This is a genomic window from Halomonas sp. S3-1-1, from assembly GCF_023757625.1.
Taxonomy (GTDB): Bacteria; Pseudomonadota; Gammaproteobacteria; order Pseudomonadales; family Halomonadaceae; genus Vreelandella.
Genome location: NZ_JALGBZ010000001.1, coordinates 71,960 through 86,013 on the forward strand (window position 1 = coordinate 71,960; position 14,054 = coordinate 86,013).

A 14,054-nucleotide genomic window follows, 5' to 3' on the forward strand; every position below is an offset into this window, starting at 1 on the left:
ATGCCTCAAGGAAGTTCAAAACGGGGCGAGCCGCCTGCGTTCAGGCGGCGATAGGGCGGGGGATTCTAACGCAAAGGCGGGGCGGTATTAAGCGCCGAGTCGCTTAATTATCGAGCCAGCGTTCGAGCTGCGAGCGGGTCAGCTCGCCGACGTGGACTTCCTGAGTGCGGCCATCGGCGTCGAACAGCACGGTGGTGGGTAGGCCCGGGGCGTCAAAACGCGCCATCAGGGTCTGGCTCGGGTCGCGCAGCGCCACCTCGAAGGAGAGCGCCTGATCATCGAGATAGCGCACCACCGGCAGCAGGTCCTCGCCCTGATTGACGATGACGACGCTCACTCCCTCCAGGCCGTCGGCCTGCTCGAGAAGCGGCATTTCGCGCCGGCACGGCGGGCACCAGGTCGCCCACAGGTTGACGATCAGTCGGTCGCCGCGCGCGGCCAGGTCCGGCAGGTAAACCGGTTCGCCGTCGAGGTTTTCAAGCGTCACCTCCGGCAGCGCGCTCACCGCAAAGCGCTGCTCGTCCACGCTCACCATGACCGCGACCAGCCAAAGCGCCGAGCTGAGAATCAGCAGGATAACGGCGATGCCTAGCGCCTTCAGGTTTTTACGCAGCGACCAGGCGCACCACAAAAGCCCGACCATCAAACCGCCCAGCGGATGATAGCCCGGCTGCCAGAGCTTGAGCGCTTCGAATGGGGTATCGGCGAAGCTTCCCATATTGAGCAGCACGTAGCCCACCCGCGCGCCCACCAGCCAGCAAAGGATTAGCCCGCTGAACCAGCGGCTTTTTTGCCGCGCATTAAGCGGCAGGCAGTAGTGGCTCGTCAGCAGCAGCAGAAGCGCGGCGCCCAGGGCGAACAGGCGAGGCAGCGAAAGAAGGAGCGGGCCGAGGGCAATCGCGTTCATGGTTTTTCCGTTGAGCAGTTACACTGGGGCACCATATCATGCACGCCACTGTTTACGGAGAACTCCATGACCTCGTCCGGCATCGACGTACTGCGAGCGCTGGCGATCGGCTCCCAGGCGCTGGGGCTTGCGCTGATCATCGCGCTGGAAACTGTGATGGGCAATGCCGCCCGTCCTTGGCAGGGCGTGGTGCTCGCCATCATGCTCGTCACCGCGCTGCTGATTGCGCTGGCCAGGCTCTACCGGCGCAACCGCCAGCGCAAGGAGGCGGATGCGCGCCGCGCGCGCCTTGAGGCGGGCACCGACGATGGCTAGCCGCCGGCCGTGGCTGGCCGCGCTGTTGGTGGCGACGCTGGCGCTTGCCGGCTGCGTCGACGAGGACGTTCCCCGCGAGGCGCAGGTAGCGATCGACCGCGCCCAGGTTGAGGATACCTGGCTTGGCGAGCGGGTCGCCCGCGCGCTGGAGGGGCAGAGCGCGCCGGACGGCTTTGCGCTTCTGGCCAACGGCCAGCAGGCGTTCGAGACCCGGATGGAACTCATCCACCGCGCCGAGCGCTCGCTGGATATCCAGACCTACCTGTTCGGCGACGGCCAGACCACGCGGCTGGTCATGGAGGAGTTGATCGAGGCCGCCGAGCGCGGCGTGCGGGTGCGCCTGCTGCTCGACGACATGGGCGCCATCGGCCAGGGCGAGCGGCTGGCGGCGCTGTCGAGCCACCCTGGTATCGAGGTGCGGGTATTCAACCCGGTGGCCTTTGGCCGCGGCCATCTCGCCACCCGCGTGCTGGCCTCGTTCACCGCGCCCAAAACCCAGCACCGGCGCATGCACAACAAGCTCTGGCTCGCCGACAACACCGTTGGCATCGTCGGCGGGCGCAATCTGGGCGATGAATACTTCGATGCCAACGAGTCGCTCAATTTCGCCGACCTGGACCTGGTCACGATCGGTGAGGTCGTGCCCGAGCTTTCGCAAAGCTTCGACGACTACTGGAATCACGATCTCGCCCAGCCGATCGCCCGCTACCATTCGGTCGAGGCGAACGCCTGGCAGCCCTTCGCTGATGAGCTCGACCGCTGGCTCGACGATAACGCCGAGGCCGACTACCTCGTTCGGCTGCGCGAGTCGCCTTCCGAGGCGCCGCCCTGGCGTACGCTTTTCTGGGGCAGCGCCCAGGCGTTTTGGGACAGTCCGGACAAGATCCACTCCGACGGCGCACCCCACTGGCAGGCCACGCTTCTAGGCGAGCTTTTACGCAACGCCGAGAGCCGAGAGCGGCTGGTGATGATCTCGGCCTACTTCGTCCCCACTCAAGCCGGCGTCGAGCGGCTGGAGGCGCTGGCAGCCCAGGGCGTGGCCATCGACATCATCACCAACTCGCTCGAATCCACCGACGCGGCGGTGGTGCACGGCGCCTATATGCCTTGGCGGGCGCGGCTCATCGAGAGTGGCGTGCGCCTTTATGAGCTGCGCCCGGAGCAGGAGGCGAGCGATGACGACGCCATCGAGGAGATGCGCGTACCCGGCGCCTCCACCTCGGCGCTGCACATCAAGGCGCTGGGCTTCGATGATCAGGTGTTCATCGGCTCGTTCAACGTCGACCCGCGCTCGGTGTTCTGGAATACCGAGGTGGGCGTGCTGGTCGAAAGCGACGGGCTACGCGAGGCGTTTGAGGCGCTGGTCGAAGTCGGCCAGCGGCCAACGATCAGCTACCACGTTACCCTCGAAGACGGCGTGCTGGGGTGGGAGTATGAGCACGAAAGCGAACGCCGGCGCGTGGTCGAGGAGCCCGGCAGCTGGTGGCGTCATGTCAACGCCTGGTTTAGCCAAACCGTTCATCTGGAACCCTTGCTGTAGCGCGCGCTGCGTTAAGAAGCGTTAGAAAAGAGGCTTGTATTTTCGTCCCGGCAGTTTCAAATTGATACCAGCGCTAGCGACAGCCTGCGCGACTCAAATACCGGGAGCGACGAATAACATGATCAAAAAACGCACACTCGTGGCCGCCATCGCGGCTTCCTCTCTTGCCTTGACCGCCACCGCCCAGGCCGAAGTTAAAATCGGCTTTCTGGGGGGCTTTACCGGCGGTATCGAAAGCCTGACGCCGCCGATCTTCGAAGGCGCACAGCTGGCCGTGGCCCAGATCAACGAGCAGGGCGGCATTCTGGACGGTGAAACGCTCTCCATGCCGTCTGGCGACACCACCTGTTCTGACGCCTCGGCGGCCTCCAACGCCGCCGACCGCATGGTCAACTCCGAAAACGTCACGGCGATCGTCGGCGCGCTTTGCACCGGCGCGACCATTGCCGCGGCCAACAACGCCGCGATTCCCGGCGGCGTGGTGATGGTGTCACCGGCCTCCACCGCGCCGGCGGTCACCGAGCTCGACGACAACGACCTGGTCTTCCGTACCGTGCCTTCGGACGCCTTCCAGGGCGAAATGCTCGCCAAGCTGCTGCTCGAAAAGGGCATCGACGTCGTGGCGGTCACCTTCGTCAATAACGACTACGGCCAAGGGCTGTCCGACGCTTTCAGCGCGGCGTTCGAAGCCGGCGGCGGCGAGATCACCGACAACCTCGCCCACGAGGACAACCGCGCCGACTACCGTTCGGAACTCGGTTCACTCTCCGCCGGTGGTGCCGAGACGCTGGTCGTGCTGGCCTACGCCGACACCTCTGGTCAGACCGTACTGCGCCAGGCTTATGAAAGCGGCATGTTCACCCAGTACGTGGGCGCCGACGGCATGGTCGGCGATAGCCTGGTCGAGGCGATCGGCGCCGACGTGCTCGACGGCATGATCGCCACGCGCCCGGGCAGCCCGGACCTCCCCGGCACCGACATCTTCGAAAGCGCCGCGAATGATGCCGGCTTCGACCCCAGCGCCGTGTTTGCCGCTCAAGCCTATGACGCCGCCTTCCTGCTGGCGCTGGCCATCGAGCAAAACGGCAGTGCCGAGCGCGAAGGCCTGGCTGAGGCGCTGCGCAGCGTGTCGAGCGAGCCCGGCGAGGTGATTCTGCCCGGCGAGTGGGAGAAGGCCGTGGCGCTGATTGCCGAGGGCACCGAGATCAACTACGAAGGCGCCTCCGGCTCGCATGAGTTCGACGACAACGGCGACGTGCCCGGCGTGGTCGTCGAGATGGCGGTAGAAGACGGCAGCTTCGTAACCAAGGGCCAGCTCGATTTGTAAGCCGTAAAGCGTAGAACCCGCGTAAAAAAACGCCCCGGGCCGAAAGCCCGGGGCGTTTTTCGTAGTGACCGGCGTTTAGCCGTGGATCTTGATGTTCTCCGGTAACAGCCCCTTGGGCGCGAAGCGCAGCACGATCGTAATCAGCATGCCGATCACCAGTACACGGGCCTGCAGCGCGCGGCTGTCCAGGTTGTTGGGCATCTCCCAGCCGGCGCCTTCGCCGATGCTCGTCACCAGATCCATGACGTAAAGCGCCAGTGGCTCGGACATGATCCAGATAATGTACACCGCCACGGCGCCGAAGATCGTGCCCAGGTTGTTGCCGGGCCCGCCGAGAATCACCATCACCAGCACCAGAAAGGTGTGATTGAGCGGCAGATACCCCTGGGGGTCGAAGAGGCTGTTGAAGGTGCCCAGCACGCCGCCGCCCAGGCCCATCAAAATGCACCCCAGCACGAAGATCTCGAGGCGTCGCCGATTGATATCCTTGCCCATGGCCGCCGCCGAGACTTCGTTGTCGCGAATGGCACGGATCATCCGCCCCCAGGGGGCGTGGTAGGCGCGGTGCAGCAAAAAGAAGATGGCCGCGATGATTACCGCGGTTAGCGACAGGTAGATCGCCCGCGACAGCGTAAAGCCGAGCTCGGCAGGCCCGGGCGTCGGCCAGGGCAGCGGCGACACCGTGGCGGTGCCGCGGGTCAGCCAGTCGGAGTTTTTCAGAAACGCCTTGATGATCTCGGCGATACCGAGGGTGGCGATCGCCAGGTAGTCGCTTCGAAGCCCCAAACAAATATGGCCAATGAAGTAGCCCACGCCGCCGGCCAGCGCCCCGCCGACGATCCAGCCGACCCAGGGCGGCAGCCCAAAGCCGCCGACGAAGCCCGCGCGGCTTTGAATCTCGCCGGTCACCTCGCGAAGCAGGCTGATCACGGTGAGATAGAGCACCACCGCCAGCACCACGGTGACCACGGTGCGCAGCCGTTTGGGCATGCCGAAGCGGTCGAGCCGGCTCACGCCGACCACCACCAGCACCGCGGCGATGCCATAAAGCAGCACGCGGCCGAGCTCCAAGGGAAGCTCCGTGCCCCAGAAGGCGTCGTTGACCGGCACGCTAAAGAGCATGGCGCTAAAGCCGCCAAGGGCCACGAAGCCCATGACGCCGGCGTTGAACTGCCCGGCGTAGCCCCACTGAATGGTCAGGCCGAGGGCCAGAATGGCGTAGCAGGCCGCCTCGACCAGCATGCGCGTGCTGTAGGCCGCGCCCATCAGCGCGTAGACGCCGAGCACCGCAACCAAAAGCGCGGCGAACAGCACCACCTCGCGCAGCGGGAAGCGCCGCGTGACGGTGGCATCGCGGGGCGTATAGGAAGAGGTTTTATCGTTCATTAGATCACCTTGCCCTTGAAGAGCCCCGTGGGGCGCCAGATCAGAATCGCCACGAGAATGAAAAACGGCACCACGATCTTGTACTCGGTACCCACGAAGGCCAGATTCGACGGAAGCTCGAGCCACTCGGGCAAGTGCTCCTGGAACGGGCGCAGCAGCACGTTCCAGTTGAACACTGCCAGGGTCTCGGCGAAGCCCACCACGAAGCCGCCGGCGATCGCCCCGTAGGGGTGGCCGACGCCGCCGACGATGGCGGCGGCAAAGATCGGCAGCAGCAGAAAGAAGCTCAGATCCGGCTTGAAGGTGACGTCAAGCGACAACAGCGTGCCGGCAATGGCGGCGAGCCCGCCGGCGATCACCCAGGTGACGGCGACGATGGTGTTGGTGTTGATGCCCGAGGCCTGGGCGAGCTCCGGGTTGTCCGACATGGCGCGCATCGCCTTGCCCAGCCGCGAGCGGTTCAAGAACACCGCCAGCGCCACGACCGCCACCACCGTAATCACGAACAGATAGAGCTGCGGCTCGGTCACCACGATCGGCGCTCGGGCGCCCTCGAAAGGTAGCCCCAGGCGGAAGATCTCCTTGCGGTCATCGACGTAGAGGCTCTGGCCGCCGGTGCCGGCGAACAGGCGAATCAACCCCTGCAGCATCAGCGTCACCCCGAGTGAGCCGATGACCATGACGATGGGCTTGACCCCGTGAGCGCGCAGCGGCTTGTAGAACGCCTTGTCGATGCCGACGGCGAGCAGGGCGGTCAGCGCCATGGCCAGCGGCAGCATGATCAGCGCGGTAGGCACGCCGATGCTGGCGCCCGCGGCGGGAAAGGCCGACGCGAGCAGCAGCACCATGAAGGCGCCGAAGGTCATCATGTCGGCGTGGGCGAAATGGGCGAAGCGCATGATGCTGAAAATCAGCGTCACGCCGATCGCCCCGATGGCGTAGATCGAGCCGGTAACGCTGCCGGCGATCAGGACGTTATTGATGAAAAAGACCAGTTCGTTCACGAGTATCTCCCCCGGGCTAGCCGCCCAAAAAGCTCTTGGCGACATCCGGGTCGGCGAGCAGCGCCGCTCCCGTATCGGTAAAGCGGTTCTGGCCGGCGGCCAGCACGAAGCCCTTGTCGGCGATGGCGAGCGCCTGCTTGGCGTTCTGCTCGACCATCAAAATGCCGACGCCGGCGGCGTTGATCTTCTTCACCCGGTCGAAGATCTCGTTCATGTAGAGCGGCGAGAGCCCGGCGGTGGGTTCATCGAGCAGCAAAAGCGTCGGCTCGGCCATCAGCGCGCGGCCCATGGCGACCATCTGGCGCTGACCGCCGGAGAGCTCGCCGGCACTCTGGCGGCGCTTCTCCTTGAGCGGCGGAAAGAACTCATACACCTGCTCGAGCATGCGCTTGACGTTGTGCGGCTTCAAATACGCGCCCATCTCCAGGTTCTCCTGCACCGAGAGGCTCGGGAAGACGTTCTTCTCCTGGGGGACGAAACCCATGCCGCGCTTGACCAACTGGTTCGGTGCCAGGTTCTGAATCGGCTCGCCGCCCAGCAGGATCTCGCCCTGATTGACGTTCAAAAGGCCGAACACCGCCTTCAGCATGGTGGACTTGCCGGCACCGTTGGGGCCGACGATCACGCCGACCTCATCGGCGTAGAGGGTCATGTCGACCCCGTTCAAAATGTTCATGCTGCCGTAGCCGCCGTGCACGTCGCGCGCGTCCAGAAGCGGCGCGGCGCTGACAGCCGGCGAGGGGGGTGACGCATCGTTGGACATGATCGAAAAGTCTCGAAAGAGTGTGTTGTTGTTGGCACCGCGCTAAGCGGCATCGCTGCCGAAATAGGCCTCGATCACCTCGGGGTTTTGCTGGATCTCCTCGATCGAACCCTCGACCATGACGCTGCCCTGGGCCAGCACGATGACCGGGTCGCACAGGCGGCTGATCATTTCCATGTCGTGCTCGATGACCAAAAAGGTGTAGCCCATTTCGCGATTCAGCCGCTCGATATTGCCCATCAGATCGCCCAGCAGCGTGCGGTTGACCCCGGCGGCGATTTCGTCGAGCAGCACCACTTTCGCGTCGGTCATCATGGTGCGACCAAGCTCCAGAAGCTTCTTCTGCCCGCCGGAAAGATTGCCCGCCAGCTCGTTTCGCACGTGGTGCAGGCCCACGAACTCGATCACCTCCAGCGCGCGGCGGCGCACCTCGTCCTCCTCGCGGCGTACGAGCCCCGGCTTGAACCAGGTATTGAACAGGCGCTCGCCGGCCTGGCGCGGCGGCACCATCATCAGGTTCTCGAGCGCGCTCATCTGGCTGAACTCGTGGGCGATCTGGAAGGTGCGCAGTAATCCCTTGTGAAAGCGGGCATCGGCGGGAAGCCGGGTGATCTCTTCGCCGTCGAGCAGGATATGGCCGCTGTCCGGGACGAGAGAGCCGGCGATCAGGTTGAAAAGCGTCGATTTGCCTGCCCCGTTGGGGCCGATCATGCCGGTGATGGAGCCTTTCTCGACCTTGATCGAGCAGTCGTTAATGACGTGTAGCCCGCCGAAGGCCTTGTTGACGTGTTGTACTTCGATAATCGGGGTCATGGTGTCCTCTTGCCAGGGAAGGCAGCTGCCCGGCCATCGCCCGGCCCTCAAAAGGGCGGCGCCGGCGCGGCGACACGGCTCATGTGCGGGAGCGTCCCTGTGGGTGTCGGCTCGGATCACGATCCAAACACCTGTATGAATTGTAGGATAGCCGCGTTCTTGGGCGCGGTTCGAGATCTACTTTGCGACAGAACGGAGCCGCTTTCCAGCCCCCTTGCGTTTAGGCTGCGTTAACCAGCGCGTTAAATGCGCGCGAGCATAAGCGCCGGGCACAAAAAAGCCCGCGCGGTGGCGGGCTTTCGGGGCGAGCGGCGGGCTTATTTCTTGCCGGCGCGCTTACGCTCGTTTTCGGTCAGGTGCTTCTTGCGTAGACGAATGTGCGACGGGGTCACTTCCACCAGCTCGTCGGAGTCGAGGAATTCGATCGCCTGCTCCAGAGTGAACTTGATCGGCGGCGTCAGCACGATGTTTTCATCGTTACCGGTGGAGCGCATGTTGTCGAGCTTCTTACCCTTGGTCGGGTTCACGACCATGTCGTTGGCACGGTTGTTGATACCGATCAGCATGCCTTCGTACACTTCGGTGGCGTGATCGATGATCAGCTTGCCGCGCTCCTGCAGGGTGTAAAGCGCATAGGAAAGCGCCTTACCGCCGACCATGGAAACCAGCACGCCGTTGCGACGCTCGATAGAGGCGTCGGGCTTGAGCGGGCCATAGTGATCGAAGCGGCTGGTCAGGATGCCGGTGCCGGAAGTCAGCGTGAGGAACTGGCCACGGAAACCGATCAAGCCGCGCGCTGGGATGATGAAGTCCAGGCGCACGCGGCCCTTGCCATCCGGGTTCATGTTGGAGAGCTCGCCCTTGCGGTAGCCGAGCTCTTCCATGATCGCGCCCTGGTGCTGCTCTTCGCAGTCGATGATGACTTCTTCGTAGGGCTCCTGCTTCTCGCCGTCGATCTCCTTGATGATGACCTCGGGGCGGCCAACGGCCAGCTCGAAGCCTTCACGGCGCATGGACTCGATCAGTACCGACAGGTGCAGCTCACCACGACCGGAGACCTTGAACTTCTCCGGGGTTTCGCCCTGCTCGACACGCAGCGCCACGTTGTGGATCAGCTCCTGCTCGAGGCGGTCACGAATGTTACGGCTGGTGACGTACTTGCCATCTTTACCCGCAAACGGCGAGTCGTTGACCTGGAAGGTCATGGAGACGGTCGGCTCGTCGACGGTCAGCGGCGGCAGCGCTTCGACGGTGTTGACGTCGCACAGCGTATCGGAGATCGCCAGATTTTCGATACCGGTGACACAAACGATGTCGCCGGCGGTGGCTTCGTCGGTCTGCACGCGCTCGAGACCCATGTGGGTCATCACCTGGCCGATCTTGCCCTTACGGGTATTGCCTTCCTTGGTGATCACGCTGATCTGCTGGCCTGGCTTGACGCTACCACGCTTGATGCGGCCAAGACCGATGACGCCGACGTAGCTGTTGTAGTCGAGTGCGGAGATCTGCATCTGGAACGGGCCGTCGATTTCGACTTTGGGCGGCTCGACGATGTTGACGATCGACTTGAACATCGGGTCCATGCTCTCTTCGAGCGCGTCCGGTTCCATGCCAGCGATGCCGTTGAGCGCTGAGCAGTAGATGATCGGGAAGTCGAGCTGCTCGTCAGAAGCGCCGAGGTTGTCGAACAGATCGAAGATCTGGTCGATGACCCAGTCCGGGCGCGCGCCGGGGCGGTCGATCTTGTTGACCACGACGATCGGCTTCAGGCCCTGGGCGAAGGCCTTCTGAGTCACGAAGCGGGTTTGCGGCATTGGGCCGTCGACGGCGTCGACCAGCAGCAAGACCGAGTCCACCATCGACATGACGCGCTCGACTTCGCCACCGAAGTCGGCGTGCCCGGGGGTGTCGACGATGTTGATGTGGTAGTCCGTACCCTTGTCATCCTGCCACTTGATAGCGGTGTTCTTGGCCAGGATGGTGATACCGCGCTCCTTCTCCTGGTCGTTCGAATCCATGATACGCTCCTGGCCTTCGGCCTTACGATCAAGCGTACCGGATTGACTCAACAGCTTGTCGACCAGGGTAGTCTTACCGTGGTCAACGTGGGCGATAATGGCAATGTTACGAAGATTCTCGATCACGACGCGATCCTGCTGGAAAAATAGGGCGGCATTATAGGGTCTGGGGTGGGGCGACTACCAGCGCTGTCTTAAATAAAGAAGCAAGTCAATAACCCAATGGCGGCAGTTTTCGCCGCTTGGGCGCATCCGGTAAGATAGGCGTTTTCCCAACTGGGGCAAGGACATGACCATCGGCAACCTGATGCGTTTGTTAAGCGATGGCGACGTCCATTCCGGCGAGGCGCTCGGCCAGGCGCTGGGCGTTTCCCGCGCCGCGGTGTGGAAACAGCTCAAAAAGCTCGATGCCATGGGTGTGGAGCTGGTCGCGGTGAAAGGCCGCGGGTACCGCCTGGCCCAGCCGCTTGAGCCGCTGGACGGCAAGCGGGTCGTATCGGAGCTTCCCGCCGAGGCGCGCCATCTGCTGACGCGGCTGTTCGTGGAGGACCAACTCCCCTCGAGCAACGAGTATCTGCGCGCGCGCTTCGATCAGGGCGCCGGCCACGGCGAGGTGTGCCTGGTCGAGCTGCAAACCGCCGGGCGCGGGCGGCGTGGGCGGGTGTGGTCCACGCCCTGGGGGCAGAGCCTGATGCTCTCGCTCGGCTGGCGCTTCGAGGCCGGCGTGGCCTCTCTCGAAGGGCTGAGCCTGGCGGTGGGCGTGGTGGTGGCCCAGGTGCTCGAGCGCCATGGGGTGGCGCCAAAGCTCAAGTGGCCCAACGACGTGTTGCTTTCTGACAAGAACGGCGAGCTCGGTAAGCTCGCCGGTATCCTGATCGAGGTGACCGGCGACGCCGCCGGCCCCTGCGAGGCAGTAATCGGTATGGGCATGAATCTCTTTTTGCCCCAGAGCCTGCGTGAGTCGATCGACCAGCCGGTGGCCGCCCTTTTCGATGAGGTGGCCGCGCTTTCGCGCAATCAGCTCGCCGCCGAGGTGATCGCAGAGCTTCTGGCCATGCTCGCCGGCTTCGAGGAGCGCGGCTTTGGCGTCTGGCGCGACGAGTGGAACGCGCGCCACGCCTACAAGGGGCTCAATGTGCGCGTCATTCAGGGCGCCCGGGAAAGCGAAGCGGTCGCCGGCGACGTCGACGGCAGCGGCAATCTCTGGGTGAGCGAAAACGGCCAGACGCGACGTTTGTCCGGCGGTGAGATCAGCGTACGCAGGCGCTTATGATTCTGGATCTTGATATCGGTAATACGCTCTCCAAGTGGCGCCTGAAAGATGCCGCGAGCAGCGAGATACGCTCGCGCGGGGCGGTATGGACGCGGGAAGAGTGGCGCCCTGGCGCTGACATCCCGGATCTCGACGTGGTCGAGGCGGTGCGTATTTCAAGCGTCGCCCGCGCCGCGGTACTCGACGACACGGTCAAGCTGTTGCGCCGCCAGGTGCGCCACGTCTTCGTCGCCAAATCGCTGCCCGAATCGCTTGGGGTGATCAACGGCTACGACGAGCCGGGCAAGCTCGGGGTGGACCGCTGGATGGGGGCGCTGGCGGGCTACCAGCTCGCCGGCGGCTGCTGCGCGGTGGACTGCGGTAGCGCCATTACCGTCGACTTCGTGCTTCCCGGCGGCACGCACTTGGGCGGCTTCATCATTCCCGGACTCAGGCTGATGAAGGAGAGTCTGCAGCTTGGCACGCGCAACGTGGCGATCGACCCGGACAGCGAAGCCGAGGCGCTGCTGGAGCCTGGCCGGCGCACGGTGGACGCGGTTAATCACGGCATCTATATGGCGGCGGTCAGCGCGATCAACCGGGTGTACAGCGAGGTGTGCGACCAGCAGGGCGTCACGCTGCCGATGCTATTGACCGGCGGCGACGCGCGGGTGATCTCCCGCGGAGTGCGTGTACCCCACGCGGTGTGGCCGGATATGGTATATGGCGGGCTGGAGGCGAGTTTTCCGCTCACCTTTGCCGAGCGCGCGGGGCGCATGGCAGGCGCCCCGCGAGTGCCCGAGCCGGTGGCGCTGGAAAAAATTCGCGCAGCGCTTGCTTTTTCCATGCTGCTTTGACAGAATGCAGCGCGTTCCAAGGCAGTGCGGCCCGTGAAAGCGGTGTGCGCTGAGTCAAAAGCTTTGATAAATTAAGTAACTATCTGGCTTGACACTGTTTTGGAGGCTGGCATAATGTGCCGCCACAGCTGGAGAGGTTCCCGAGTGGCCAAAGGGAGCAGACTGTAAATCTGCCGCGAAAGCTTCGAAGGTTCGAATCCTTCCCTCTCCACCAGTTTTACGGCAGCGTTGGTTTTTGCTGCTGGAGTTGAAAGCCGCAAGGCGTGTTTTTCGGTTGAGCTTGCCGGTTTTTGATTCATGTTTGATCAAGCGGGCGTAGTTCAATGGTAGAACCTCAGCCTTCCAAGCTGATGGTGCGGGTTCGATTCCCGCCGCCCGCTCCAGTCAAGCGTTTGTGGATTTGTAGCGTAAGTTAAGCTCATGTAGCTCAGGGGTAGAGCACACCCTTGGTAAGGGTGAGGTCGACGGTTCAATTCCGTCCATGAGCTCCATATTTCGAAAAAAGCGGGCATTGCTCGCTTTTTTTGTCTTGTCGCCGCGCGATGCGGTAGACGATGTGTAAGGGTTGTCAAGATGGCGGTTCTTCGCTATCATGTCGCCCGCTGTAGCGCAGGTGTGCAAACGCACACGATGATACAGGCCAGTGGCTCAATTGGCAGAGCAGCGGTCTCCAAAACCGCAGGTTGGGGGTTCGAGTCCCTCCTGGCCTGCCAACCTTCCCCAGGTTGGTATGTCTTTTTCAAGAATTCCAAGTCGCTTGCTGCACCCTGAGGAGTCTCGTTTTCATGAAGCCTAGTTCCGTAAAACCTGGCGCCGAGGTGCAACAATCACGTCACGATGGCCTCAAGTGGGTAGCCGTCGCGGCGCTGCTTGTCGTTGCCGTTGTGGGTAACACGTATTTTGCCGATGTCGCCTTGCTCTACCGGGTGTTAGGCGTTGTGCTTTTGTGTGTCGGTGCCGGTCTCATCGCGCTGACCACGACCAAGGGTCGCGCTCTGGTCGAGCTTGCGGTTAGCGCCAAGAAAGAGATTCAACGGGTCGTTTGGCCCACGCGCGCCGAAACCATTCAGACCACCGCCATCGTGCTGGTGGCCGTCATGGTGGTCGGCCTGATGCTCTGGTTGATCGACACGCTTCTTGGCTGGGCAATGTCCGGCGTCATTGGTTAGGAGTTTTCATGTCCAAACGTTGGTATGTCGTCCACGCCTATTCCGGCTTTGAAAAGCACGTGATGCGCTCGCTCATCGAGCGAGTGAAGATGTATGGCATGGAAGACCGCTTCGGCGAAATTTTAGTGCCAACGGAAGAAGTGGTCGAAATGCGCGACGGCAAGCGCCGCAAGAGTGAGCGTAAATTCTATCCGGGCTACGTGCTGGTCGAGATGGAAATGGTCGACGAAACCTGGCACCTGGTCAACGAGACGCCCCGCGTAATGGGCTTCATCGGTGGCACCAAGGAGAAACCGGCGCCGATCACCACCCGCGAAGCGGACGCTATTCTTCATCGCGTCAAGGATGGCACCGACAAACCGCGGCCTAAGACCATGTTCGAGCCGGGCCAGTCAGTGCGTGTCACCGACGGGCCGTTCGCCGACTTCAACGGTGTCGTCGAAGAAGTAAACTACGAAAAGAGCCGCTTGCAGGTCAGCGTGCTGATCTTTGGCCGTGCCACGCCGGTAGAGCTTGAGTTCTCCCAGGTCGAGAAGGACTGAGTCAAGAAAGACCCGGTCGAGAGCGAGCGAGCCGGAAAAGAGCAGGGCAGGATAGGCCGTTCGAACGAAACCGCGCAGTAAAACGATTTTCATGTAAAGCGGCATTGGCCGTTTTACGTACACCGGGGAGCCGTCAGGCGTTATCACCCAACTGGAGTAAT

At 63.1% G+C, this 14,054-nt stretch carries 13 protein-coding genes and 4 tRNA genes; 11 read left to right on the top strand and 6 right to left on the bottom strand.

The window, feature by feature from the left end:
- Window positions 1-103: 103 nt before the first annotated feature.
- On the bottom strand, window positions 104-907 hold the full coding sequence (locus MQW23_RS00365; protein ID WP_252105837.1) for a prolipoprotein diacylglyceryl transferase family protein: 804 nt from the start codon (window positions 905-907) through the stop codon (window positions 104-106).
- Between the two features lie 66 nt (window positions 908-973).
- Here MQW23_RS00365 and MQW23_RS00370 point away from each other — a divergent pair, with 66 nt between their 5' ends.
- From MQW23_RS00370 to MQW23_RS00380, 3 genes are all read left to right on the top strand, one after another.
- Complete coding sequence (locus MQW23_RS00370) at window positions 974-1,222, top strand: hypothetical protein (protein ID WP_252105838.1); 249 nt, start codon at window positions 974-976, stop codon at window positions 1,220-1,222.
- Window positions 1,215-2,762: a phospholipase D family protein gene (locus MQW23_RS00375; protein WP_252105839.1), complete on the top strand. Its 1,548-nt coding sequence runs from the start codon at window positions 1,215-1,217 to the stop codon at window positions 2,760-2,762. Before MQW23_RS00370 ends, MQW23_RS00375 begins: the two co-directional genes overlap by 8 nt.
- Before the next feature lie 118 nt (window positions 2,763-2,880).
- Window positions 2,881-4,089, top strand: coding sequence for an ABC transporter substrate-binding protein (locus tag MQW23_RS00380; RefSeq protein WP_252105840.1), 1,209 nt, complete (start codon window positions 2,881-2,883; stop codon window positions 4,087-4,089).
- 75 nt (window positions 4,090-4,164) lie between these two features.
- Here MQW23_RS00380 and MQW23_RS00385 read toward each other — a convergent pair whose 3' ends face one another.
- The 5 genes from MQW23_RS00385 to typA all read right to left on the bottom strand — a co-directional run bounded on the left by MQW23_RS00385 (window position 4,165) and on the right by typA (window position 10,199).
- Entirely contained in the window at window positions 4,165-5,475 is a 1,311-nt protein-coding gene (locus MQW23_RS00385) for a branched-chain amino acid ABC transporter permease (RefSeq protein WP_252105841.1), read from the bottom strand.
- Window positions 5,475-6,479: a branched-chain amino acid ABC transporter permease gene (locus MQW23_RS00390; RefSeq protein ID WP_252105842.1), complete on the bottom strand. Its 1,005-nt coding sequence runs from the start codon at window positions 6,477-6,479 to the stop codon at window positions 5,475-5,477. Before MQW23_RS00390 ends, MQW23_RS00385 begins: the two co-directional genes overlap by 1 nt.
- Window positions 6,480-6,495: 16 nt before the next feature.
- Window positions 6,496-7,242: an ABC transporter ATP-binding protein gene (locus MQW23_RS00395; protein ID WP_252105843.1), complete on the bottom strand. Its 747-nt coding sequence runs from the start codon at window positions 7,240-7,242 to the stop codon at window positions 6,496-6,498.
- Between the two features lie 42 nt (window positions 7,243-7,284).
- The gene (locus MQW23_RS00400) at window positions 7,285-8,055 is read right to left on the bottom strand and encodes an ABC transporter ATP-binding protein (protein WP_252105844.1); all 771 of its coding nucleotides are present in this window, start codon (window positions 8,053-8,055) and stop codon (window positions 7,285-7,287) included.
- 317 nt (window positions 8,056-8,372) lie between these two features.
- Window positions 8,373-10,199, bottom strand: coding sequence for a translational GTPase TypA (gene typA, locus MQW23_RS00405; RefSeq protein WP_252105845.1), 1,827 nt, complete (start codon window positions 10,197-10,199; stop codon window positions 8,373-8,375).
- Between the two features lie 163 nt (window positions 10,200-10,362).
- Here typA and MQW23_RS00410 point away from each other — a divergent pair, with 163 nt between their 5' ends.
- From MQW23_RS00410 to nusG, 8 genes are all read left to right on the top strand, one after another.
- Window positions 10,363-11,346 carry a biotin--[acetyl-CoA-carboxylase] ligase gene (locus MQW23_RS00410; protein WP_252105846.1) on the top strand — a complete coding sequence of 328 codons (984 nt, stop codon included), beginning with the start codon at window positions 10,363-10,365 and terminating at the stop codon, window positions 11,344-11,346.
- Window positions 11,343-12,182: a type III pantothenate kinase gene (locus tag MQW23_RS00415; RefSeq protein WP_252105847.1), complete on the top strand. Its 840-nt coding sequence runs from the start codon at window positions 11,343-11,345 to the stop codon at window positions 12,180-12,182. The genes MQW23_RS00410 and MQW23_RS00415 overlap by 4 nt, the downstream gene beginning before the upstream one ends.
- Window positions 12,183-12,312: 130 nt before the next feature.
- Window positions 12,313-12,396, top strand: a tRNA-Tyr gene (locus MQW23_RS00420).
- Between the two features lie 95 nt (window positions 12,397-12,491).
- Window positions 12,492-12,565: transfer RNA gene (locus MQW23_RS00425), tRNA-Gly, on the top strand.
- A 33-nt stretch (window positions 12,566-12,598) separates the two neighbouring features.
- Window positions 12,599-12,673: transfer RNA gene (locus MQW23_RS00430), tRNA-Thr, on the top strand.
- A gap of 146 nt (window positions 12,674-12,819) precedes the next feature.
- A tRNA-Trp gene (locus MQW23_RS00435) sits at window positions 12,820-12,895 on the top strand.
- 72 nt (window positions 12,896-12,967) lie between these two features.
- Complete coding sequence (secE, locus tag MQW23_RS00440) at window positions 12,968-13,351, top strand: preprotein translocase subunit SecE (protein ID WP_252105848.1); 384 nt, start codon at window positions 12,968-12,970, stop codon at window positions 13,349-13,351.
- An 8-nt stretch (window positions 13,352-13,359) separates the two neighbouring features.
- On the top strand, window positions 13,360-13,893 hold the full coding sequence (gene nusG / locus MQW23_RS00445; RefSeq protein WP_252105849.1) for a transcription termination/antitermination protein NusG: 534 nt from the start codon (window positions 13,360-13,362) through the stop codon (window positions 13,891-13,893).
- Window positions 13,894-14,054: the final 161 nt, after the last annotated feature.

Excerpts from the sequence above, each read along its gene's own strand:
- MQW23_RS00380 (WP_252105840.1), top strand. The coding sequence starts at position 2,881 with ATGATCAAAAAACGCACACTCGTGGCCGCCATCGCGGCTTCCTCTCTT.
- MQW23_RS00415 (WP_252105847.1), top strand. The coding sequence starts at position 11,343 with ATGATTCTGGATCTTGATATCGGTAATACGCTCTCCAAGTGGCGCCTG.
- MQW23_RS00365 (WP_252105837.1), bottom strand. The coding sequence starts at position 907 with ATGAACGCGATTGCCCTCGGCCCGCTCCTTCTTTCGCTGCCTCGCCTG.
- MQW23_RS00400 (WP_252105844.1), bottom strand. The coding sequence starts at position 8,055 with ATGACCCCGATTATCGAAGTACAACACGTCAACAAGGCCTTCGGCGGG.
- nusG (WP_252105849.1), top strand. The coding sequence starts at position 13,360 with ATGTCCAAACGTTGGTATGTCGTCCACGCCTATTCCGGCTTTGAAAAG.
- MQW23_RS00395 (WP_252105843.1), bottom strand. The coding sequence starts at position 7,242 with ATGTCCAACGATGCGTCACCCCCCTCGCCGGCTGTCAGCGCCGCGCCG.
- secE (WP_252105848.1), top strand. The coding sequence starts at position 12,968 with ATGAAGCCTAGTTCCGTAAAACCTGGCGCCGAGGTGCAACAATCACGT.
- MQW23_RS00385 (WP_252105841.1), bottom strand. The coding sequence starts at position 5,475 with ATGAACGATAAAACCTCTTCCTATACGCCCCGCGATGCCACCGTCACG.
- MQW23_RS00370 (WP_252105838.1), top strand. The coding sequence starts at position 974 with ATGACCTCGTCCGGCATCGACGTACTGCGAGCGCTGGCGATCGGCTCC.
- MQW23_RS00410 (WP_252105846.1), top strand. The coding sequence starts at position 10,363 with ATGACCATCGGCAACCTGATGCGTTTGTTAAGCGATGGCGACGTCCAT.
- MQW23_RS00375 (WP_252105839.1), top strand. The coding sequence starts at position 1,215 with ATGGCTAGCCGCCGGCCGTGGCTGGCCGCGCTGTTGGTGGCGACGCTG.